The organism is Salinihabitans flavidus (assembly GCF_900110425.1).
Lineage (GTDB): Bacteria > Pseudomonadota > Alphaproteobacteria > Rhodobacterales > Rhodobacteraceae > Salinihabitans > Salinihabitans flavidus.
Window position 1 is genome coordinate 167715 of the sequence record NZ_FODS01000005.1, and the last position, 19016, is coordinate 186730.

Genomic DNA, 19016 nt, shown 5'->3' on the forward strand with positions numbered 1-19016 from the left:
AGTAAGACCCCAAACGGAGACCCCCATGCCCCAACGCCCCCTGCGCTGGCTCGCCGCCGCCTTTGCCACCATCTTTCTCGCCCTGCCGGCCAGCGCCGAAGAGCGGCTCAAGGTCGTCACGACCTTCACCGTGCTGGCCGACATGGCCGCCAATGTCGCCGGAGAGGCCGCCGACGTGGTTTCCGTCACCAAGCCGGGGGCGGAGATCCACGGCTATCAACCCACCCCGCGCGACATCCTGCGCGCCCATGACGCCGACCTGATCCTCTGGAACGGCCTGAACCTGGAACTTTGGTTCGAGCAGTTTCTGTCCAATCTGGGCGACAAACCCTCCGTCACGCTCAGCGACGGCATCGACCCGATCGCCATCGGCAGCGGCAGCTATGAGGGCCAGGCCAATCCGCACGCCTGGATGGGTCTGGATAACGCCCTGATCTACATTGACAATATCGCAAGCGCCCTGTCCGAGCATGACCCCGCCAACGCCGACACCTACGCCGCCAACGCAGAGCGCTACAAGGACGAGCTGCGCGCCACATTGGAACCATTGCGTGATCGGATCGCGGAGATTCCCCAAGACCGCCGCTGGCTCGTGACCTGCGAGGGGGCCTTTTCCTATCTCGCCCGCGATTTTGGCCTGAAAGAGCTATACCTCTGGCCGATAAACGCCGATTCCGTCGGCACCCCGCAACAGGTCCGCATGGTGATCGACAAGGTGCGCGCCCATGACATTCCCGTTGTCTTTTGCGAAAGCACCGTCAACACCGCCCCCGCCAAGCAGATCGCCCGCGAAACCGGCGCGGCCTATGGCGGCGTGCTCTATGTCGACAGTCTGAGCGCCCCGGGCGGCCCGGTACCAAGCTATCTCGACCTGCTGCGCGTCACCTCGCAAACGGTGGTGGACGGGCTGACCGGCGCCATGAGCAAGGAGAAATGACCCATGCTCGATGACAGCAAGCTGATCGAAGCCCATTTCGCCGCCGACGGCCCCGGCGGCGGCATTCTCGCGCACGACTTGACCGTGACCTACCGCAACGGTCACACCGCGCTGCGCGACGCCAGCTTCGAGATCCCGCGCGGCACGGTCACCGCGCTGGTGGGCGTCAACGGGTCGGGCAAATCCACGCTGTTCAAGGCGATCATGGGCTTTCTGCCCACGGCAAAGGGCGACATCCGCCTTTTGGGGCGCAGCGTGAAACAGGCCCTGCGCGAAAACCTTGTCGCCTATGTTCCGCAGGCCGAAGAGGTGGACTGGTCCTTTCCGGTGCTGGTCGAGGACGTGGTGATGATGGGCCGCTACGGCCACATGGGATTCCTGCGCCGCCCGCGCGCCGCCGATCACGCGGCGGTGGAGGATGCGCTGGGGCGCGTGAGCATGCTGGAGCACCGTCACCGCCAGATCGGAGAGCTGTCGGGCGGTCAGCGCAAGCGCGTCTTTCTCGCCCGCGCGCTGGCGCAGGACGGGCAGGTGATCCTGCTCGATGAACCCTTTACCGGCGTGGACGTGAAGACCGAGGAACAGATCGTCGCGCTATTGCGCGAGTTGCGCGCCGAGGGCCGGGTGATGCTCGTCTCCACGCACAACCTCGGCTCAGTGCCGGAATTCTGCGACCGCACCGTTTTGCTGAAGGGGACGGTTTTGGCCTTTGGCCGGACGGAAACCACCTTCACCCGCGAGAATCTCGTGCGCGCCTTCGGCGGCGTTCTGCGTCACTTCACCCTTGGCGGATCAGACCTGCACGACGACGACGACGCACGCGAGGTGACGATCCTGACCGACGATGAACGACCCTTCGTGCACTATGGCGACAAGACCCGGACCGCCGGACCGGAGGGCGAGGCATGATCTCCACCCTGCTGGAGCCCTTCGCCTATGGCTACATGACCAACGCCATGTGGGTCTCGGCGCTGGTGGGGGGCGTCTGCGCCTTCCTGTCGGCCTATCTGATGCTCAAGGGCTGGTCGCTCATCGGCGATGCGCTCTCGCATTCGGTGGTGCCGGGTGTGGCCGGCGCCTATATCCTCGGCCTGCCCTTCGCGCTCGGCGCCTTCATCGCCGGCGGGCTTGCGGCCGGCTCCATGCTGTTCCTCTCGGATCGCAGCGGGCTGAAGCCGGATGTGATCATCGGGTTGATCTTCACCTCCTTCTTCGGGCTGGGGCTGTTCATGGTCTCGATCAACCCGATGTCTGTCTCGGTGCAGACCATCACGATGGGCAATATCCTCGCCATTTCGCCTTCTGACACGCTTCAGCTCGTGCTGATCGGGGTGGTGTCGCTGGTCGTCCTGCTGGCGAAGTGGAAAGATCTCATGGTGGTCTTCTTCGACGAAACGCACGCGCGCTCCATCGGGCTGCGCCCGCGCCTGCTCAAGGCGGTGTTCTTCACTCTGCTGTCGGCCTGCGTGGTGGCCGCGATGCAGACCGTGGGCGCCTTTCTGGTCATTGCCATGGTAGTTACACCCGGGGCGACCGCCTATCTGCTCTTCGACCGCTTTCCCCGGCTTCTGGTCGCTTCGGTCGTGATCGGTGCGGTCACGAGTTTTGCCGGCGCCTATGCGAGCTTTTTTCTCAACGGCGCGACGGGCGGAATCATCGTCTGCCTGCAAACGCTGATCTTCCTTGCCGCCTTCGTCTTTGCACCGAAACACGGGCTTCTGGCCGCGCGGCGCAAGGCCGCCGCCGCGCTTCGCGGCACGGGGCAGGGAGGGGCCGCGTGATGGAGATCGTGGACAGCCTGCTCATGCCGTTCCGCTTCAGCTTCATGCAGAATGCCTTTTTCATTGCCATGATCGTGTCGGTGCCCACGGCGCTTCTGTCGTGCTTTCTCGTGCTCAAGGGCTGGGCGCTTATGGGCGACGCGGTAAGCCACGCGGTGCTGCCGGGGATCGTGCTGGCGTATATCCTTGGGTTACCGCTTCTGATCGGGGCCTTTGCCGCAGGCATGACCTGCGCCGTGGCCACCGGCTATCTGGCCAACAACAGCCGGGTGAAGCAGGATACCGTCATGGGGGTTGTGTTCTCGGGCATGTTCGCGCTTGGCATCGTGCTCTATGTCTCGATCGAGACCAACGCCCATCTCGATCATATCCTTTTCGGCAACATGCTGGGCGTGGACGGGCAGGAGATCCTGACCTCGGGGCTGATCGCCGCCGCCGTGTCGCTCGTGCTGCTGGTCAAGTGGCGCGACCTGCTTCTGCATGCCTTCGATCCGGCGCAGGCGCAGGCCTCGGGGCTGCGGGTGGGCTGGCTGCACTACGGTCTTCTGGCGGCGCTGTCACTGACCATCGTGGCGACGCTGAGCGCGGCGGGGCTGATCCTGGCCATCGGGCTTCTGATCGCCCCCGGGGCGATCGCCTTTCTGCTGGTGCGCCGTTTCGGCGCGATGCTGATCGTGGCAGTCGGTGTTTGCATGGGCGCGATGCTGGCGGGCACCTATGCCAGTTTCTTTCTCGACAGCGCCCCGGCACCCACGATCATCCTGATCCTCACCGCGCTCTTCGTGCTGGCCTTCCTGCGCCGGCAGATTCTCACCCGCCGCGCCACCTCCGGCGTCTGATCGAGCGGAGCGCGCGATGCGCGCGCCTCATGTCTTGCGCTCGGGCCGCGCAGGCCCCGGGGCGCTGCCCCGGACCCCGGAGTACTGTTGCAAAGATGAAGGCCGGAGCGTGCGGCGCGGTCATCATTGCCACCACAGGTGTTTTCCGGTATCTCGACACCGACGCGATACCGACAAAATACCGACGTTTTACCAAAACGGGTTTTTCTGTGATTTCAGCGGGTTAATCCGGAGTCCCGCGAAACCCGGTCGCCACCACGAATTTTTCGGAACTGTCGGAACGCGACGCGGGCGGTTTGATGTTCGCGACCTTCTCGAACCGCTGTTTCAGCCGCTTCTGAAGTTCTCCTTCGGCGCCGCCCGCCAACACCTTGGCCACGAAAGTACCGCCCACCTCAAGAACGTCAAAGGCGAATTCAGCCGCCGCGTCGCAAAGCGAGATGATCCGCAGGTGATCGGTCTGCTTGTGCCCCGAGGACGAGGCCGCCATGTCCGACATCACGACATCGGCCTTGCCGCCCAGCCAGGCTTTCACCTGATCGTCGGCCCCATCGTCCATGAAATCGAGCTGGTGGATTTCTGCCCCGGCAATCGGCTCCACTTCCTGCAGGTCAATGCCCAGCACCCGACCGACGCGCTTGCCCTGCTTTTCGCCCAATGCATTGACGTGCTTGACGGCCACCTGACACCAGCCGCCAGGGGCACACCCCAGATCCACAACCCGCGCACCGGGCACGAGAAAGCGGTATTTTTCGTCCAGTTCCAGTATCTTGAAGGCTGCACGCCCGCGATAGCCTTCGGTCTGGGCGCGTTTCACATAGGGGTCATTGAGTTGCCGTTGCAGCCAACGAGTGGAGCTGAGCTTGCGCCCGCGGGCGGTCTTCACCTTCACCTTGAGATCGCGCTGCCCGCGTCCGGATGTATTCTTTGCCATCTGTCTCAATCCCTTGTCGGGCGTCAGTCTAACGGGTTCGCCGCGTGCTCGCCAGTATCGGGGCACGTGCCGGTATCCATGAAAAACGCCGCCCCCCGTGGGAGAGCGGCGTTTTCCGAAATCATCGGAGGGCCGGTATCAGAATCCCAGGCCCTCGTACTTCTTCTTGAATTTGGAGACGCGACCGCCGGTATCCATCAGTCGCGACGAGCCGCCGGTCCAGGCCGGATGCGAACTGGGGTCCACGTCGAGTGACAGCATGTCGCCCTCGCTGCCCCAGGTGGAGCGCATCTTGACCACGGTGCCATCGGTCATCTTCACGTCGATGAAGTGGTATTCGGGATGGATGTCTTTTTTCATCAGACCACTCCTTACGCTTTTTTCTTGGGCTTGTATGTGTTGTCTTCCGCGATCCGGGCCGATTTGCCACGGCGATCGCGCAGATAGTAGAGTTTGGCGCGGCGCACCTTGCCCCGGCGCACGACCTCGATCGCGTCGATGTTGGTCGAATAGAGCGGGAACACCCGTTCCACGCCTTCACCGAAGGAAATCTTGCGCACGGTGAAGCTTCCGGCGACGCCTTCGCCGTTCTTGCGGCTGATGCAGACACCCTCGAAATTCTGCACCCGCGTGCGCGAGCCTTCGGTCACTTTGTAGCCGACGCGCACGGTGTCGCCGGCCTTGAAATCTGGAATAGTCTTCCCAAGGTCGGAAATCTGTTCCGCCTCGAGCTGTGCGATCAGGTCCATCGCAATTCTCCTTTTGCTCGCAGTTTGCCCGCGAAGTTGTGCCGCGCCTCAGAGCTCTTGGTCTTCTTCCGGGCTTCGATCATGCAATCGGCCCGCCAGAGATCAGGTCACTATTCCTTGGGTCCGCTTCTGCTTTCCCCCTTCGCCGGTGCGATGCAGGCCGAAGAAAACCCTGACGCCACAGACGGGGACAACACAAACGCCCGAGTCGGAGAACCGACCGGGATGGGCGCCGTTTATGGCAATTCGCTCCGCTTGACAAGAGGGGCGGCGGAGATTGGCGGGGCGCTCAGAACGGCCCGTCCTCCAGCACGCCATCGGCGCTCATCTGGGCATAGAGCAGCCCCTCTCGCAACCCCCGGTCCGCCACAGAGAGCCGGTCGGTCGGCCAGCAGCGCAGAAGTGCCTGAAGGATCGCGCTGCCCGACATGATAAGCGCATGCCGATCCTGCCCGATCCTGGGATCGTGCTGCCGCCCAACGGGGCCGAGGTCGAGGTAACTTCGGATCACCTTGTCGATTTGCTCCGAACTCATGCGCAGCCCGTCCACTTTGGTCCTGTCATAGCGCCGCAGATCCAGGTGGCTTGCCGCGACGGTGGTGACCGTGCCGCTGGTACCGATGATCTGAAATCCCTCGCGTTTGGGATCGTTCGCGTAAGGGGCGAATTCGGCAAGGTTTTCTTCGAAGAACCAGCTCATCAGCGCAAAGCGCGCGGCGTCATCCTCCACGTCGTTGAACTGATCGCGCAGCGTCGCCACACCCAGCGGCACGGAGATCCAGTCCACGACGCGCGCGGCGGGAAAGGGGCTTTCGACGGCGGCAAACCCGGTATGCAGCCGCATGATCGCCTTGGGCCGTTCGCGTGGTGGCACGGTGGACAGATCGATCCAGACCAGTTCCGTGGATCCGCCGCCGATATCGACCACCAGAAGTTGCTCGGTCCGTGTGGAGACCAGCGGCGCGCAGGAGATAACGGCAAGCCGCGCCTCCTCCTCGGGCTGGATCACCTCAAGACGCAGCCCGGTCTCCCGCTCCACCTGCCGGATGAAATCGCGTGCGTTGCGCGCCCTGCGGCACGCTTCGGTCGCCACCAGACGCATCCGCTTGACCTTGTGGCGCTTGATTTTCTGCTGGCAGATGCGTAGCGCCTGCACTGTGCGGCGCATGGAGCCGCGCGAGAGCCTTCCGGTGCCTTCCAATCCGACACCAAGCTGGACCGACTTGGAGAAGCTGTCGATCACATGAAACTGATTGCCCTTCGGCTGGGCAATCAGCATCCGGCAACTGTTCGTTCCCAAATCCAATGCGGCGTAAAGCTCGCTCGGATCCGGTGGTTTCGGCGCGGGGCTTTCAACCGGAATCGGGAATGCTCCCGCACCATCGGGACGCTTGGGCGTCATCTTGGCACGCCCTCCATTTCGAGTTGTTCTGAACCTAGTGTCTCGCCCGCACAGGTGCAAGCGCCACGCGCCGTTCATCATCATTATCGGTTTTTTTCACACCCCGCGCTGTGGCCAGCCCGGTAAGTTCGGAATAGACCTGCATCCGGGTCGCGGAACGACGCTCACTTGTCGATATTGTGCATGGGCGGCGCGGGCGCGTGCAGTACCAAAGGCCCACCGAAGACGAGGAATCAGACCCCATGCCCGACGTCACCATCGTTTACTGGCGCGACATCCCGGCCCAGGTCATTGTCGGCAAGGGCCGCCGCGGTGCCAAGAAGCAATTGACCGAACGCTTTGAACAGGCGATTGACCGGGCGGCGATGAAGGTGGGCGCATCCGGAACGGATGACTACCTGGCCGAATGGCGAAAGGCCGATCCCCATCCCGTAGACGGCGATCCCGCCGAGATTGTCGCGGCCGAGGCGGCCCGGATCGAGGCGGACTACGATCAGGCGCGACTCAAGGCGCTGATCGCTAATGAAGGCTGGGAATGACCCCGAACGCGCTATGGGAGGCCGTGATGGCTCTGCTGCACTTCAAGAAAAAGACCGAGACCGTCCGCACCACATCTCCGCAGGTGGAGGCGTTCCTTGAGGGTTATTCCATCGAGGTGATGCCTCGCACTGCCGAAAAGGTAGAGGATTTCCGCGATCTGCTGCCCGAGGGGACTCGCGTCTATATCGCCCATATCGAGGGCACTCCGATCGAGGAGATGGTTGCCACCGCACGCCGGATCGCGCGCGAAGGCTACTCTGTGATGCCGCATTTCCCCGCACGCATCATCAAGGATCGCGCGACGCTGGACAACTGGATCGCCATGTATCAGGGCGAGGCAGGCGTCGATCAGGCGTTGGTGCTGGCCGGCGGTGTGACCAACCCGCACGGCGATTTTCACTCCTCCATGCAGCTTCTGGAAACCGGTCTTTTCGACAAGGCGGGGTTCACGCGCCTGCATGTGGCCGGTCACCCCGAAGGCAACCGCGACATCGATCCCGACGGCTCGGACCGCAACGTGATTGAGGCATTGCGCTGGAAACAGCGGTTCAACGAGACGACCGATGCCGAGATGGCGCTGGCCACGCAGTTCGCCTTTGATGCCAAGCCGATCATCGCCTGGGCCGACAGCCTGCGTGACGCCGGAATCACATTGCCCATCCATATCGGTATCGCCGGTCCGGCCAAGCTTCAGACGCTGATCAAATTCGCCATCGCCTGCGGTGTCGGCCCCTCGCTCAAGGTGCTTCAGAAACGCGCGATGGACGTGACCAAGCTGATGCTGCCCTATGAGCCGACCGATGTGATCGCGGAATTGGCCAGCCACAAGACCGCGACCCCCGATTTCAATATCGAGAAGGTGCATTTCTTCCCGCTTGGCGGTATCAAGACCAATGCCAACTGGGCCATCGAACACGGGGGCGCCTCTGCCGCGCCCGCCAATGCAACCGCCTGAAGGATCTCACATGACACGCACCATCGTCGAATCGAAAACGACAACCGCGATCCTCGGCTTTGATGAGCCCTTTTGTATCATCGGGGAACGCATTAACCCCACCGGCCGCAAGAAACTCGCCGCCGATCTGGAGGCGGGCGATTTCTCCACCGTTGAGCAGGACGCGCTGGCGCAGGTCGCGGCAGGGGCCAGTGTGCTCGATATCAACGCAGGCGTGGTCTACAACTCCAACCCCAACCCCAACGAGACAGAGCCGCCGCTCATGACGAAAATCGTCGAACTGGTGCAGCGGTTGGTGGATGTGCCGCTGTGCATCGACAGCTCTGTGCCCGGCGCGCTCGAGGCCGGGCTTCAGGCCGCCGAGGGCCGTCCGCTTCTGAACTCGGTGACGGGAGAGGAAGAGCGGCTTGAGGCGATCCTGCCGCTGGTCAAGAAATACAACGTGCCGGTGGTTGCGATTTCCAACGACGATACCGGCATTTCCGAGGACCCCGATGTGCGCTTTGCCGTGGCCAAGCGGATCGTGGAGAGGGCTGCCGACTATGGCATCCCCGCGCATGACATCGTGGTCGACCCGCTGGTCATGCCGATTGGCGCGATGTCCACCGCCGGCTTGCAGGTGTTCGCGCTGGTGCGACGGCTGCGCGACGAGTTGGGCGTGAACACCACCTGCGGGGCCTCCAACATCTCCTTCGGCCTGCCCAACCGCCATGGCATCAACAATGCCTTCCTGCCGATGGCGATGGCGGCGGGCATGACCTCCGCGATCATGAACCCCGTCGCGTTGCCGGTGCCCCCCTCAAAGATCGCGGAAAAGAAGGCCGAAGTTGCCGCGCGCGGCATCGTCCTGCCCGAGGACATGGACGACGAAACCTTCGTGCAACTCTTCGGTCTTGGCTCCACCAAGCCGCGCCCCGGCTCCGAAATGGAGGCGATCCGCGCCGCCAACCTGCTGACGAACAACGATCCGCATGGCGGGGAGTGGATCCGCTACAACAAGGGGCCGCCCAAGGCCGGCGAAGAGGGACGCGGCCGCGCCGGGCGCACTGGAGGTCGCCGCCGCCGCGCCTGACGGTCGACGGCGTTTGCCCCAATATGGTTCCAAGCAGACTGGGCCGAAGGCACGCGGGCCGGTCATCAACCGTAGAATGGGGCAGCAGGTGCCGCCCGTCAGGCTGGGAGTGGTGTAGGCCAGATCTGCATCTTGACCCTGCGTGCGCGGCTGCCTATGGTCCCGCCCATGAAGAGCGCAGTCACCATCATTATCTGCTGCATTCCCGCCTGAGAGCATCCGGCGGGCCCTTCTTTCTGTTTCCAACATGACACGAAGTTGCTAAGCCCGCCGCGGCAAGGGCGCGCGCGCAAGGACGAGTCATGACACAGATCAAGCTGCACAATACCAAGACCCGCAAGAAAGAGGATTTTACCCCGATCGACCCCGAAAACGTGCGCATGTATGTCTGCGGGCCGACGGTCTATGACCGGGCGCATCTGGGCAATGCGCGGCCCGTTGTGGTGTTCGATGTGCTCTATCGTCTGCTACGCCATGTCTATGGGCCCGATCACGTCACCTATGTGCGCAATTTCACCGATGTGGATGACAAGATCATTCGCCGCGCCGAAGAAACGGGCCGCCCGATCGACCAGATCACGGCCGAGACGACGCAGTGGTTTCTCGACGACATGGCCGAGCTGGGCGCGTTGGAGCCGGACCAGATGCCGCGCGCGACGCAGTATATCCCGCAGATGGTCGCCATGATCGAGGATCTGATCGGCAAGGGCCACGCCTATGAGGCGGAGGGGCATGTGCTGTTTGCCGTGGACAGCTGGAAAGAACATTATGGGGAGCTTTCGGGCCGCACGGTCGACGACATGATCGCAGGCGCGCGGGTGGAGGTGGCCCCCTACAAGCGCAACCCGATGGATTTCGTCCTGTGGAAGCCCGCCGCGGAAGGGGAGCCGGGATGGGACAGCCCCTGGGGCCGGGGGCGTCCGGGCTGGCACATTGAATGTTCGGCCATGAGCTATGAATTGCTGGGCGAGTCCTTCGACATCCATGGCGGTGGCAACGATTTGATGTTCCCGCACCACGAGAACGAGATCGCGCAAAGCTGCTGCGCCCACCCCGAGGGGGAGTTCGCCCGCGTCTGGATGCACAACGAGATGTTGCAGGTCGAGGGCAAGAAGATGTCCAAGAGCCTCGGCAATTTCTTCACTGTGCGGGATCTGCTGGATCAGGGAATACCGGGCGAGGTGATCCGCTTTGTGTTTTTGTCCACGCACTACCGCAAGCCGATGGACTGGACGGCGGAGAAGGCGCGGGAGGCGGAGCGGACGCTTCGGGACATGCATCGAGTCCTTCTAGGAATGCTGCCCCATGTCGTTCCGCAGCCTGAAAAAGTGGATGACTACTTCATCGACGCTTTGGCAAGTGACATGAATACACACGAGTATATTAAACACCTTCACGGTTTTCTCTCTCTCGCTGAGGATGAGGATGTTGTAGATCGCTTTGCCGCTGCGCAGGCTTTGGCTGATGCCTTAGCGTTCTTGGGTTTGTTTAATCTTGAGTTTGCGAGAAGCGATATTCCAGTTTTTGATCCTGAAAAGCTTCTACGTCTGGCTTCGCGTCTTTCAGAATTGAGGGACGCCGCTAAGAAAAAGAAAGACTTCTCGGAAGTTGATGAATTTAAAGATAAACTTAAGGCCAATGGCGTTGAGGTGCGTATTAGCAAGGAAGGTGTTGAGCTTGTCCTCGGCCCCGATTTCGACCCCTCGAAGCTGGAGGCGTTGAAGTGATGCGCCTGTCCGCACACCGCCAGCAAGCCGCGCAGGGCCCGACCGCGGGGGGGCGCTGCGACGATGATGCAGGGCACTTTATGGGTCCACATACTGCGACGGTTTTGCGGGTTGCGACGTTGCAAAAGCGCCCGCCCGGGGGGCGGTCGGGCGCTGCGCGGCGGCGCGCCGAGGCGCGCCATGATTCCGCGCGGGCAGCTGGTGGAGAGGGGCGTGCGGCATGACCAGAGAACGCCTCTACCTCTACGACACCACCTTGCGCGACGGGCAGCAGACGCAGGGCGTGCAATTCTCAACCGATGAAAAGCGCCAGATCGCGGAAACGCTCGATGCGCTTGGCGTGGACTACATCGAGGGCGGCTGGCCCGGCGCCAACCCCACCGACAGCGCGTTCTTCGACACGCGCCCCGACACGCGTGCGACCTTCACCGCCTTCGGCATGACCAAGCGGGCGGGGATGAGCGCGGAGAATGACGATGTGCTGGCCGCCGTGATGAACGCGGGCACGCGGGCGGTCTGCCTTGTGGGCAAGTCACATGATTTCCATGTCAAGGCGGCGCTTGGCATCACGCTGGCCGAGAATACCGAAAACATCGCCCGCTCCGTGGCTTACATGGTGGTGCAGGGGCGCGAGGCGCTGTTCGATGCAGAGCATTTTTTCGACGGATACAAGGCCAACCCCGATTACGCGCTGGAAACGGTGCGCGCGGCCTATGACGCGGGGGCGCGCTGGATCGTGCTGTGTGACACCAACGGCGGGGTCATGCCCCCCGAGGTGCATAAGATCACCCGCGCCGTGATCGCGGCGGGCATCCCCGGCGATCACGTCGGCATCCACACTCACAACGATACCGAAAACGCCGTGGCCAATTCGTTGGCCGCGATCGACGCGGGCGCGCGGCAGGTTCAGGGCACGCTCAACGGTCTAGGCGAACGCTGCGGCAATGCAAACCTGACCACGCTGATCCCGACTCTGCTACTCAAGGAGCCTTATGCGAGCGGCTATGAGACCGGCGTGACGCTCACGGCACTTGAGGGGCTGACGCGGGCGTCTCGAAAGCTTGACGATATTCTCAACCGTGTACCTATGCGGCAGGCGCCCTACGTCGGGGCCTCGGCCTTCGCGCACAAGGCGGGACTTCATGCCAGCGCGATCCTGAAGAACCCCACGACCTATGAGCATATCGATCCGGGCCTTGTCGGCAACACGCGCATCGTGCCGATGTCGAACCAGGCGGGGCAGTCGAACCTGCGCTCGCGGCTGGCGGATGCGGGGATCGAGGTCGAAAAGGGCAACCCGGCGCTCGGGCGTATCCTTGATCGGGTGAAGGCGCGCGAGGCGGAAGGTTACAGCTATGACACCGCGCAAGCCAGTTTCGAGTTGATCGCCCGCGACGAGCTTGGTCAGATGCCACGGTATTTCGAGGTCAAGCGCTACAAGGTCACGGTGGAGCGCCGCAAGAACAAGCGCAACAGGATGGTGAGCCTGTCGGAGGCGGTGGTGGTCGTGAAGATCGGCGGCGCAAAGACGCTCTCTGTGTCCGAGTCGATGGATGAGACCGGGCAGGACCGGGGCCCGGTCAATGCGCTCTCCAAGGCACTCGCGAAGGATCTCGGCCCCTATCAGGACTATATCGACGATCTGCGGCTGGTGGATTTCAAGGTCCGCATCACCCAGGGCGGCACCGAGGCTGTCACGCGCGTCATCGTCGATAGCGAGGACGGGCAGGGACGGCGCTGGTCCACGGTGGGTGTCTCGCCCAACATCGTGGATGCGTCGTTCGAGGCGCTGCTCGATGCGATCAACTGGAAACTGATGCGCGACAAGGCGCCGGTAGCGACGTGACACGTGTATCCCGCTTTCTTTTCATCGGGCTGGCAATCACGATTCTGGCATATCCAGCACTGTCTCTTGGGTTGATCCTTTCGCAGCAGGAGCGCGCAAAGATCGACGGGCAGAGCCTTGATTTTTCAAAAGTTCTTTCGCGCGGGTCAACGAGGTCGCTTCCTGTGATAGAAGATCGGGCGCGCGATGGGGCGGTGCTGCACTCTTTCCATCTGTCAGCCCCCCATAGGGGGGCGCCGCTTCTCGTGTTGCTGCATGGCTCGGGCTGGTACGGCGGGCAGATGCTGGGGTTGGCGCGTGCACTGTCGGATCGGGCGGAGGTGCTCATTCCCAATCTGCGCGGGCACTACATGGGACCCGGACCGCGCGGTGACGTGGCCTACATCGGTCAGCTCGAAGATGATATCGCCGATTTGGTCTCGGCGCATCGTGCCAAGGGGCAGGCCGTGGTTCTGGCCGGGCACAGCTCTGGTGGCGGGCTGGCGATCCGCTTTGCCGGTGGCAAACATGGCGGGATGATGGATGCGGCTGTGATTCTTGCACCCTTCCTGAAATACGACGCCCCCACGGTGCGCGACAATTCCGCTGGCTGGGCGCGCCCACTGACGCGGCGGATCATCGGGCTTTCCATGTTGAACGCTGTGGGTGTCACCGCACTGAACCATCTGACCGTGATTCAGTTCGCCATGCCACAGGAGATTCTGAATAGCCCGGAGGGGGAGAAGGCGACCACCGCCTATTCCTACGCGCTCAACACCTCTTTTGCGCCACGTGACGACTACCTCGTCGATATCGCCTCGCTGCCGCCGTTCCTGCTGCTTGCCGGGCGAAGGGACGAGGCGTTTCGCGCGGAACGGTTCGAGCCGACCATGAGCGCGGTCACCGACGCGGGGCGGTATCGCCTGATTGATGGAGTCGGGCATCTCGAACTGGTCGACTCGCCCAATGCAGCGCGACATATTTCGGAGTTTCTCGATGGTCTCTGACGATCTGAGCGCCTGCGCCGATCTGGTGCGACGGGGCGATCCCGACAGGTTTCTGGCGGTGATGGCGGCGCCGCCGGACGCGCGGGTGCGGCTGTTTCCAATCTATGCCTTCAATCTGGAAGTGGCGCGCGCGCCCTGGGTTACGCAGGAGCCGCTGATCGCGGAGATGCGCCTTCAATGGTGGCGTGATGCGCTCGAGGAGATCGCCACCGGGGGCACGGTGCGCCGGCATGAGGTGGTCACGCCCCTGTCCGACTGCTTGTCTCCAGACATGGCGCGCACCCTTGATACACTGATCGAGGCGCGGCGTTGGGATGTTCACGAGCAGTCTTTCGAGAGCGAGGATGCCTTTCGCGCGTATATCGAAGCGACAGGCGGTACGCTCATGCTGGTGGCTGGGCAGAGCCTTGGTGCGCAGGATGTCGATCTGTTGAGTGATGCGGGCTATGCAACGGGGTTGGCCAACTGGTTCTGTGCCATTCCCGAGCTTGAGGCTCGCGGAAAGCAGCCACTTGCCGATGGTCGACCCGAGGCGGTGCAGGCGCTGGCCCGCGAGGGGCTTGCGCGGCTGAAACGGGCGCGGCGCGGCGCGATTGAACGCGGGGCGAGACCTGCGTTGCTCGCCGCCTGGCAGGCCGGGGCCGTCCTGACCCGCGCCGCGAAGGATCCCGCGCGCGTGGCCGAAGGGAAGCTTCTGAGCAGTGAATTTCGACGCCGCGCAACGCTTCTTGTGCGGGTCATGACGGGCCGGTAGTAGTCATTTGCGGATCGGCACGCCGTAAAGTTCGAGCTTGTGTCCCTTGAGACGATAGCCGAGCTTGCGGGCGATCCGTTCCTGTAGCTGCTCGATCTCGGGATCGACGAATTCGATCACCTCACCCGTCGACAGGTCGATCAGATGATCGTGATGCTCCCGCTCCGCATCCTCGTAGCGGGCGCGCCCGTCACCGAACTCCAGCTTCTCGATGATCCCCGTTTCCTCGAAAAGTTTCACCGTGCGATAGACCGTGGCCAGAGATATCGCGGCATCGCGCTCCACCGCGCGGGCGTGCAATTCTTCCACGTCGGGGTGGTCCGTGCTTTCTTGCAAAACGGCGGCGATGATGCGGCGTTGTTCGGTCAGGCGCAGGCCCGCAGCCTCGCAGCGCGATAGGATCGTGTCGGTCATCGGTGCATCCCGGTTGCGTGGGTTTGGTGGGTCTAGCCCTTTGGCGCAGGCCATGCCACCCATTTCAACCATCCTGTGCGATGTCGGCCCAGACTGGCAAGTGGTCGGACGCGATATGTGCCGGGCGCGCCCCGTGGCTGTCGTGCGCGTGTGCCAAAAGACCGGGGCCAAGCGCGATCCTATCGAGGGCGGCCACCGGACGCGCGGCGGGAAAGCTGGCCCGTGCGGACAGCAGGCGCAGCCCCCGGAGCGCGGCCTCCAGCGGGGCGGTCCGCCCCCATTCGTTGAAATCGCCGGCGATCACCGTTGGCAGGGGGGGCAACCCTTGCAGCGCGTGGGCCAGCGCGTTGAGTTGCAGGATGCGATAGCGTCGGATCAATCCCAGATGCAGCCCGATTACCCGCAAGGGGCCGATGGGCGTCAGCAGATCGGCCCGGATTGCGCCACGCGGCTCCAACCCCGGCAGTTCGATATGCGCGGTCTCCAGCGCGGTCACCTCGGGGCGTACCAGCATGGCGTTGCCGTGCCAGCCCAGGGAGCCCCCGGGCTGTCCGAACGGCAGCACGCGCCATCCTTCATGCTCCGCCATAGCATGCGGAAGCGCGGCAGGGCGGGGCGCCCTGCGCTTGTCGGCCTCTTGCAGGACCGCGACCTGCGCCCCCAGATCGGCAAGTACTTGCAGGGTTCGGTCGGGGCGGCGGCGCATGTCGAGGCCGACGCATTTCTGAAGGTTGTAACTGGCCAGCCGCAGCAGAGCCGGGCTTGAGTTCTCGATGTTTTCGGGCTTGTGTGTGACCATGAAACTATCCGATCAGGCATATCTGACACTGGCGATCTGGGGCGTGACCGCAATAGCCTTTTTCGTCGCGGTCTACGAGGCGCAATGGAATCTGGCCTTCGTGGCGCTGGCGACGCTGGCGCTTGGCGTGATCCCGACTCTTCTGGCGGAATATGTGCGGATCGTGGTGCCGCGAGCGTTTCAGGCGGCGATCGCGCTTTTCGTGTTCGCGACGCTTCTGCTGGGCGAGGTCTATGGGTTCTACGATCGGTTCTGGTGGTGGGACATCCTGATGCACGGTGGCTCTGCGATCGGATTCGGGCTGATCGGGTTCCTTGTGGTTTTCACAATGTTTCAAGGGGATAGGTACACGGCCCCGCATTGGGCGCTGGCGTTTTTCGGCTTCTGTTTCGCCGTGGCCATCGGCTCGATCTGGGAGATTTTCGAGTTTGCGATGGACCAGATTTTCGGCTTCAACATGCAAAGATCGGGTTTGATGGACACGATGCTGGACATGATCGTGAACGTCTGTGGCGCGACCCTCGGGGCGCTTGCCGGGTTCTTCTACCTCAAGGGGCGCGACAAGAGCGGGCTGTCGGCGGCGATCGCCGATTTCGTGGCACGCAATCCGCGGCTTTTCGGCAGGGCCAAACGTCCGCGGCGGACTGACAGGAAGTGATGGCGCCTACACGCGGCGCCAACAGAGTCACTGGTTATCCGTCTTGACTTTTCCCTGTCAGGCCAGTCCTTTGGCGCGATGGAACGCAAGGATCAGATCGACCTTTTCGGCACCACGGCGCTGGTGATCTTCGCCTTTACGCTGGCCTTCAATCAGGTGGTGATCAAGGTCACCAATGACGGGTTCAACCCGGTGTTCGCGGCGGCGTTGCGCTCGATCATCGGGGTGGCGGCGGTGGCCGGATGGATGTGGCTCCGGCGGCTTCCGTTCGTGTTCAACCGGCGCACCTTTGGCTCCGGCATCCTTGTCGGGCTGCTGTTTTGCGCGGAATTCATCTGTCTTTACAATGCCCTGGACCTGACGACGGTGGCGCGGGCCTCGGTGATCTTCTATTCCATGCCGGTCTGGCTGGCGCTAGCGGGGCATTTCCTGCTGCCCGGCGAGGGGCTGACGCGCCGGCGCATGGTGGGGCTGGTGCTTGCGATGATCGGCGTGGCGTGGGCGGTGTCGGACCGGCAGGCGGGCGAGGCGTCGCTTCTGGGCGATGTGCTAGCGCTGGGGGCAGCGCTGGGATGGGCGGGGATCGTGCTGGTGGTGCGGGTCACGCCGGTGTCGGAACTGCGCCCGGAGATGCAGCTTTTGTGGCAACTCATTGTTTCGGCTGTGATTCTTCTTGCGGTGGCGCCTCTCTTCGGGGCGCTGACGCGCGAGCCGGAGGCGATCCACTACGCCGGGATCGCCTTTCAGGCGCTGGGGGTGGTGAGCGCGGGCTATCTGTTCTGGTTCTGGCTGATGACGGTCTATCCGGCCTCCGCGGTGGCGTCCTTCAGTTTTCTGTCGCCGGTGTTCAGCGTGTTGATGGGCTGGGCGCTTCTGGGCGAGCAGGTGGGGCTGACGATCTGGGGGGCGCTGGCGCTTGTGGCGGTCGGATTGGTGCTGATCAACCGCCGGTCGCGGCGCGTGCCGCCGGGGTAATTCCGCGAATCGCCTCAAGTCGTTGTTAACGCTGAAAAACCCATGTCGGTATAACGTCGGTATTTTGTCGGTATCGCGTCGGTATCGTTTGCGGGATTTGCCCCGTTAACCCTGCGTTCGGTGGGAAACTGTGAAGATTGGGTTAAGAGGCAATCCCGGGGGCGCCGCCCCCGGACCGGAGTATTTTGACCAAGGATGAAGGGGGGCGTCAGGTTCCGCAGAAGGTCTGGCGCACGTGCTCGCCCTCCGCGGGGGGGCGGGTGAGGTCGGCGAAGGTATCCTCCGGATCGTCATAGGGCGCGGCGAGCGCCTGCATGAGCCGCTCGAAGGGGGCGTAGTCGCCCGCCACCGCCGCCTGGATCATCTGCTCCACCCGGTGGTTGCGCGGGATGAGCGCGGGGCTGGCCGCGCGCATGAGCGCCTGCGGATCGCCCTGCTCGCGCGCAAGCCGGGCCTGCCAGCCTTCGGCCCATGCGTCGAAGGTATCGCGGTCGGTGAATTGATCGCGCGGGGCCGTGCCGGTGGCCAGCGCGCGGAAGGTGTTGGTGAAGTCCGCGCCCTGCTGCGCCATCAGTTCCAGCAGCGATGTGATCAGCGCGTGATCCCCCTCTTCCTCGCTGGAAAGCCCGATCTTGGCGCGGAAAATCTCGCGCCAGTGCGCCTCAATCCGGGCGGGCATGGCGTGGATCAGGGCGGTGAACTGCTCCACCGCCGTGTCGGTGTCGGGCATGAGCGGCACCAGCGCGGTGGCCAGCTGCGCCATGTTCCACACCAGAATATCGGGCTGATTGGCATAGGCATAGCGCCCCTGCCGGTCGATGGAGGAGAACACCGTCATCGGGTGATAGTCGTCCAGAAAAGCGCAGGGGCCATAGTCGATCGTCTCGCCCGCGATGGAGCAATTGTCAGTATTCATCACCCCGTGGATGAAGCCCACGCCCATCCATTGCGCCACAAGCCGGGCCTGCCGCGCGATGACGGCGTCGAGAAACTGCACGGGGTCCTTCGCCCCGGGGTAGTGACGCTCCACCGCGTGATCGTAGAGCGCCTTGAGCCCCTCTTCGTCGCGGCGGGCCGCGAGCACCTGAAAGGTGCCGACGCGGATGTGGCTGGCGGCCACGCGGGTGAGCACCGCGCCGGGCATGGCGGCGTCGCGGACGACCCGCTCTCCTGTCTCGGTGGCGGCGAGGGCGCGGGTCGTGGGGATGCCAAGCGCGTGCATCGCTTCGGACAGGACATACTCGCGCAGCACCGGGCCGAGCCAGGCGCGCCCGTCGCCGCCGCGCGAATAGGGGGTGCGCCCGGCGCCCTTGAGCTGAATGTCGAAGCGGCCCGCTGGGGTGCGCGCCTCGCCCAGAAGGATGGCACGCCCGTCGCCCAGTTGCGGGTTCCAGTGACCGAACTGATGCCCGGAATAGAGTTGCGCGAGCGGATTCGCGCCCTCCGGCACCTCGTTGCCGGAAAAGACGCGGGCCAGCTCTGCCTCGTCGCGGGGGCCGTCTATGCCAAGGTCGTCGGCCAGCGCGTTGTTGAAAGCGATCAGGCGCGGGGCCGCGACGGGCGTGGGGTCTTGCGCCACGAAAAGCCGGTCGGGCAGGCGGGCGTAGGTGTTATCGAAGGGGATATGCAGGGTCATGGGACACATATA

At 63.5% G+C, this 19016-nt stretch carries 20 protein-coding genes; 13 read left to right on the forward strand and 7 right to left on the reverse strand.

All coding sequences use genetic code 11. The features are described 5' to 3' along the window. Positions 1-25 precede the first annotated feature (25 nt). Genes BMW66_RS06510 through BMW66_RS06525 form a run of 4 tightly spaced genes read left to right on the forward strand, consistent with a single transcriptional unit; the run spans position 26 to position 3557 of the window. Positions 26-937: a metal ABC transporter substrate-binding protein gene (locus tag BMW66_RS06510; RefSeq protein WP_093116665.1), complete on the forward strand. Its 912-nt coding sequence runs from the start codon at positions 26-28 to the stop codon at positions 935-937. Positions 938-940: 3 nt separating this feature from the next. Beyond that, entirely contained in the window at positions 941-1846 is a 906-nt protein-coding gene (locus BMW66_RS06515) for a manganese/iron ABC transporter ATP-binding protein (RefSeq protein ID WP_093116667.1), read from the forward strand. Further along, positions 1843-2718 carry a metal ABC transporter permease gene (locus BMW66_RS06520; RefSeq protein WP_175483183.1) on the forward strand — a complete coding sequence of 292 codons (876 nt, stop codon included), beginning with the start codon at positions 1843-1845 and terminating at the stop codon, positions 2716-2718. Before BMW66_RS06515 ends, BMW66_RS06520 begins: the two co-directional genes overlap by 4 nt. 5 nt (positions 2719-2723) lie before the next feature. After that, positions 2724-3557, forward strand: coding sequence for a metal ABC transporter permease (locus BMW66_RS06525; RefSeq protein WP_093116760.1), 834 nt, complete (start codon positions 2724-2726; stop codon positions 3555-3557). Positions 3558-3780: 223 nt separating this feature from the next. On the opposite strand, the gene BMW66_RS06530 is transcribed toward BMW66_RS06525, so the two are convergent. The 4 genes from BMW66_RS06530 to BMW66_RS06545 all read right to left on the reverse strand — a co-directional run bounded on the left by BMW66_RS06530 (position 3781) and on the right by BMW66_RS06545 (position 6642). Next, positions 3781-4491, reverse strand: coding sequence for an RlmE family RNA methyltransferase (locus BMW66_RS06530; protein WP_093116669.1), 711 nt, complete (start codon positions 4489-4491; stop codon positions 3781-3783). A 138-nt stretch (positions 4492-4629) separates the two neighbouring features. Beyond that, positions 4630-4851 (reverse strand): 50S ribosomal protein L31, encoded by a 222-nt coding sequence (gene rpmE, locus BMW66_RS06535; protein WP_093116671.1) that lies wholly within the window; start codon positions 4849-4851, stop codon positions 4630-4632. 11 nt (positions 4852-4862) lie between these two features. After that, the gene (gene rplS, locus BMW66_RS06540) at positions 4863-5240 is read right to left on the reverse strand and encodes a 50S ribosomal protein L19 (protein ID WP_093116673.1); all 378 of its coding nucleotides are present in this window, start codon (positions 5238-5240) and stop codon (positions 4863-4865) included. A gap of 289 nt (positions 5241-5529) precedes the next feature. Further along, a complete protein-coding gene (locus tag BMW66_RS06545; RefSeq protein WP_093116675.1) occupies positions 5530-6642 on the reverse strand; it encodes a Ppx/GppA phosphatase family protein in 1113 nt (370 codons plus the stop codon). 242 nt (positions 6643-6884) lie between these two features. Here BMW66_RS06545 and BMW66_RS06550 point away from each other — a divergent pair, with 242 nt between their 5' ends. The 7 genes from BMW66_RS06550 to BMW66_RS06580 all read left to right on the forward strand — a co-directional run bounded on the left by BMW66_RS06550 (position 6885) and on the right by BMW66_RS06580 (position 14522). After that, the gene (locus tag BMW66_RS06550; protein WP_093116677.1) at positions 6885-7181 is read left to right on the forward strand and encodes a virulence factor; all 297 of its coding nucleotides are present in this window, start codon (positions 6885-6887) and stop codon (positions 7179-7181) included. A gap of 26 nt (positions 7182-7207) precedes the next feature. After that, positions 7208-8137, forward strand: coding sequence for a methylenetetrahydrofolate reductase (locus BMW66_RS06555; protein WP_093116762.1), 930 nt, complete (start codon positions 7208-7210; stop codon positions 8135-8137). 10 nt (positions 8138-8147) lie between these two features. Continuing rightward, a complete protein-coding gene (locus tag BMW66_RS06560) occupies positions 8148-9209 on the forward strand; it encodes a methyltetrahydrofolate cobalamin methyltransferase (protein WP_093116680.1) in 1062 nt (353 codons plus the stop codon). A gap of 302 nt (positions 9210-9511) precedes the next feature. Continuing rightward, positions 9512-10936 (forward strand): cysteine--tRNA ligase, encoded by a 1425-nt coding sequence (gene cysS / locus BMW66_RS06565; protein ID WP_093116682.1) that lies wholly within the window; start codon positions 9512-9514, stop codon positions 10934-10936. Positions 10937-11156: 220 nt separating this feature from the next. After that, positions 11157-12782: a citramalate synthase gene (gene cimA / locus BMW66_RS06570; protein WP_093116684.1), complete on the forward strand. Its 1626-nt coding sequence runs from the start codon at positions 11157-11159 to the stop codon at positions 12780-12782. Then, positions 12779-13768, forward strand: coding sequence for an alpha/beta hydrolase (locus BMW66_RS06575; protein ID WP_093116686.1), 990 nt, complete (start codon positions 12779-12781; stop codon positions 13766-13768). The genes cimA and BMW66_RS06575 overlap by 4 nt, the downstream gene beginning before the upstream one ends. Continuing rightward, the gene (locus BMW66_RS06580) at positions 13758-14522 is read left to right on the forward strand and encodes a squalene/phytoene synthase family protein (RefSeq protein ID WP_093116688.1); all 765 of its coding nucleotides are present in this window, start codon (positions 13758-13760) and stop codon (positions 14520-14522) included. The genes BMW66_RS06575 and BMW66_RS06580 overlap by 11 nt, the downstream gene beginning before the upstream one ends. A gap of 3 nt (positions 14523-14525) precedes the next feature. On the opposite strand, the gene BMW66_RS06585 is transcribed toward BMW66_RS06580, so the two are convergent. Together BMW66_RS06585 and BMW66_RS06590 are read right to left on the reverse strand one after the other, a co-directional pair. After that, the gene (locus BMW66_RS06585; protein ID WP_093116764.1) at positions 14526-14936 is read right to left on the reverse strand and encodes a Fur family transcriptional regulator; all 411 of its coding nucleotides are present in this window, start codon (positions 14934-14936) and stop codon (positions 14526-14528) included. Positions 14937-15000: 64 nt separating this feature from the next. Then, complete coding sequence (locus BMW66_RS06590) at positions 15001-15735, reverse strand: endonuclease/exonuclease/phosphatase family protein (RefSeq protein ID WP_093116690.1); 735 nt, start codon at positions 15733-15735, stop codon at positions 15001-15003. On the opposite strand from BMW66_RS06590, the gene BMW66_RS06595 reads away from it, so the two are divergent. After that, entirely contained in the window at positions 15734-16393 is a 660-nt protein-coding gene (locus BMW66_RS06595; protein WP_093116692.1) for a DUF2238 domain-containing protein, read from the forward strand. The genes BMW66_RS06590 and BMW66_RS06595 overlap by 2 nt on opposite strands. A gap of 78 nt (positions 16394-16471) precedes the next feature. After that, entirely contained in the window at positions 16472-17368 is an 897-nt protein-coding gene (locus BMW66_RS06600) for a DMT family transporter (RefSeq protein WP_093116695.1), read from the forward strand. 208 nt (positions 17369-17576) lie between these two features. Here the strand turns inward: BMW66_RS06600 and BMW66_RS06605 are convergent, their stop codons facing one another. Beyond that, complete coding sequence (locus BMW66_RS06605; RefSeq protein ID WP_093116696.1) at positions 17577-19004, reverse strand: protein adenylyltransferase SelO; 1428 nt, start codon at positions 19002-19004, stop codon at positions 17577-17579. Between the last annotated feature and the right edge of the window lie 12 nt (positions 19005-19016).

Bases quoted from the DNA above. Each gene is read 5' to 3' on its own strand.
- BMW66_RS06510 (WP_093116665.1), top strand. From the start codon at position 26: ATGCCCCAACGCCCCCTGCGCTGGCTCGCCGCCGCCTTTGCCACCATC.
- BMW66_RS06515 (WP_093116667.1), top strand. From the start codon at position 941: ATGCTCGATGACAGCAAGCTGATCGAAGCCCATTTCGCCGCCGACGGC.
- BMW66_RS06520 (WP_175483183.1), top strand. From the start codon at position 1,843: ATGATCTCCACCCTGCTGGAGCCCTTCGCCTATGGCTACATGACCAAC.
- BMW66_RS06530 (WP_093116669.1), bottom strand. From the start codon at position 4,491: ATGGCAAAGAATACATCCGGACGCGGGCAGCGCGATCTCAAGGTGAAG.
- rpmE (WP_093116671.1), bottom strand. From the start codon at position 4,851: ATGAAAAAAGACATCCATCCCGAATACCACTTCATCGACGTGAAGATG.
- rplS (WP_093116673.1), bottom strand. From the start codon at position 5,240: ATGGACCTGATCGCACAGCTCGAGGCGGAACAGATTTCCGACCTTGGG.
- BMW66_RS06545 (WP_093116675.1), bottom strand. From the start codon at position 6,642: ATGACGCCCAAGCGTCCCGATGGTGCGGGAGCATTCCCGATTCCGGTT.
- BMW66_RS06550 (WP_093116677.1), top strand. From the start codon at position 6,885: ATGCCCGACGTCACCATCGTTTACTGGCGCGACATCCCGGCCCAGGTC.
- BMW66_RS06555 (WP_093116762.1), top strand. From the start codon at position 7,208: ATGGCTCTGCTGCACTTCAAGAAAAAGACCGAGACCGTCCGCACCACA.
- BMW66_RS06560 (WP_093116680.1), top strand. From the start codon at position 8,148: ATGACACGCACCATCGTCGAATCGAAAACGACAACCGCGATCCTCGGC.
- cysS (WP_093116682.1), top strand. From the start codon at position 9,512: ATGACACAGATCAAGCTGCACAATACCAAGACCCGCAAGAAAGAGGAT.
- cimA (WP_093116684.1), top strand. From the start codon at position 11,157: ATGACCAGAGAACGCCTCTACCTCTACGACACCACCTTGCGCGACGGG.
- BMW66_RS06580 (WP_093116688.1), top strand. From the start codon at position 13,758: ATGGTCTCTGACGATCTGAGCGCCTGCGCCGATCTGGTGCGACGGGGC.
- BMW66_RS06585 (WP_093116764.1), bottom strand. From the start codon at position 14,936: ATGACCGACACGATCCTATCGCGCTGCGAGGCTGCGGGCCTGCGCCTG.
- BMW66_RS06595 (WP_093116692.1), top strand. From the start codon at position 15,734: ATGAAACTATCCGATCAGGCATATCTGACACTGGCGATCTGGGGCGTG.
- BMW66_RS06590 (WP_093116690.1), bottom strand. From the start codon at position 15,735: ATGGTCACACACAAGCCCGAAAACATCGAGAACTCAAGCCCGGCTCTG.
- BMW66_RS06600 (WP_093116695.1), top strand. From the start codon at position 16,472: ATGGAACGCAAGGATCAGATCGACCTTTTCGGCACCACGGCGCTGGTG.
- BMW66_RS06605 (WP_093116696.1), bottom strand. From the start codon at position 19,004: ATGACCCTGCATATCCCCTTCGATAACACCTACGCCCGCCTGCCCGAC.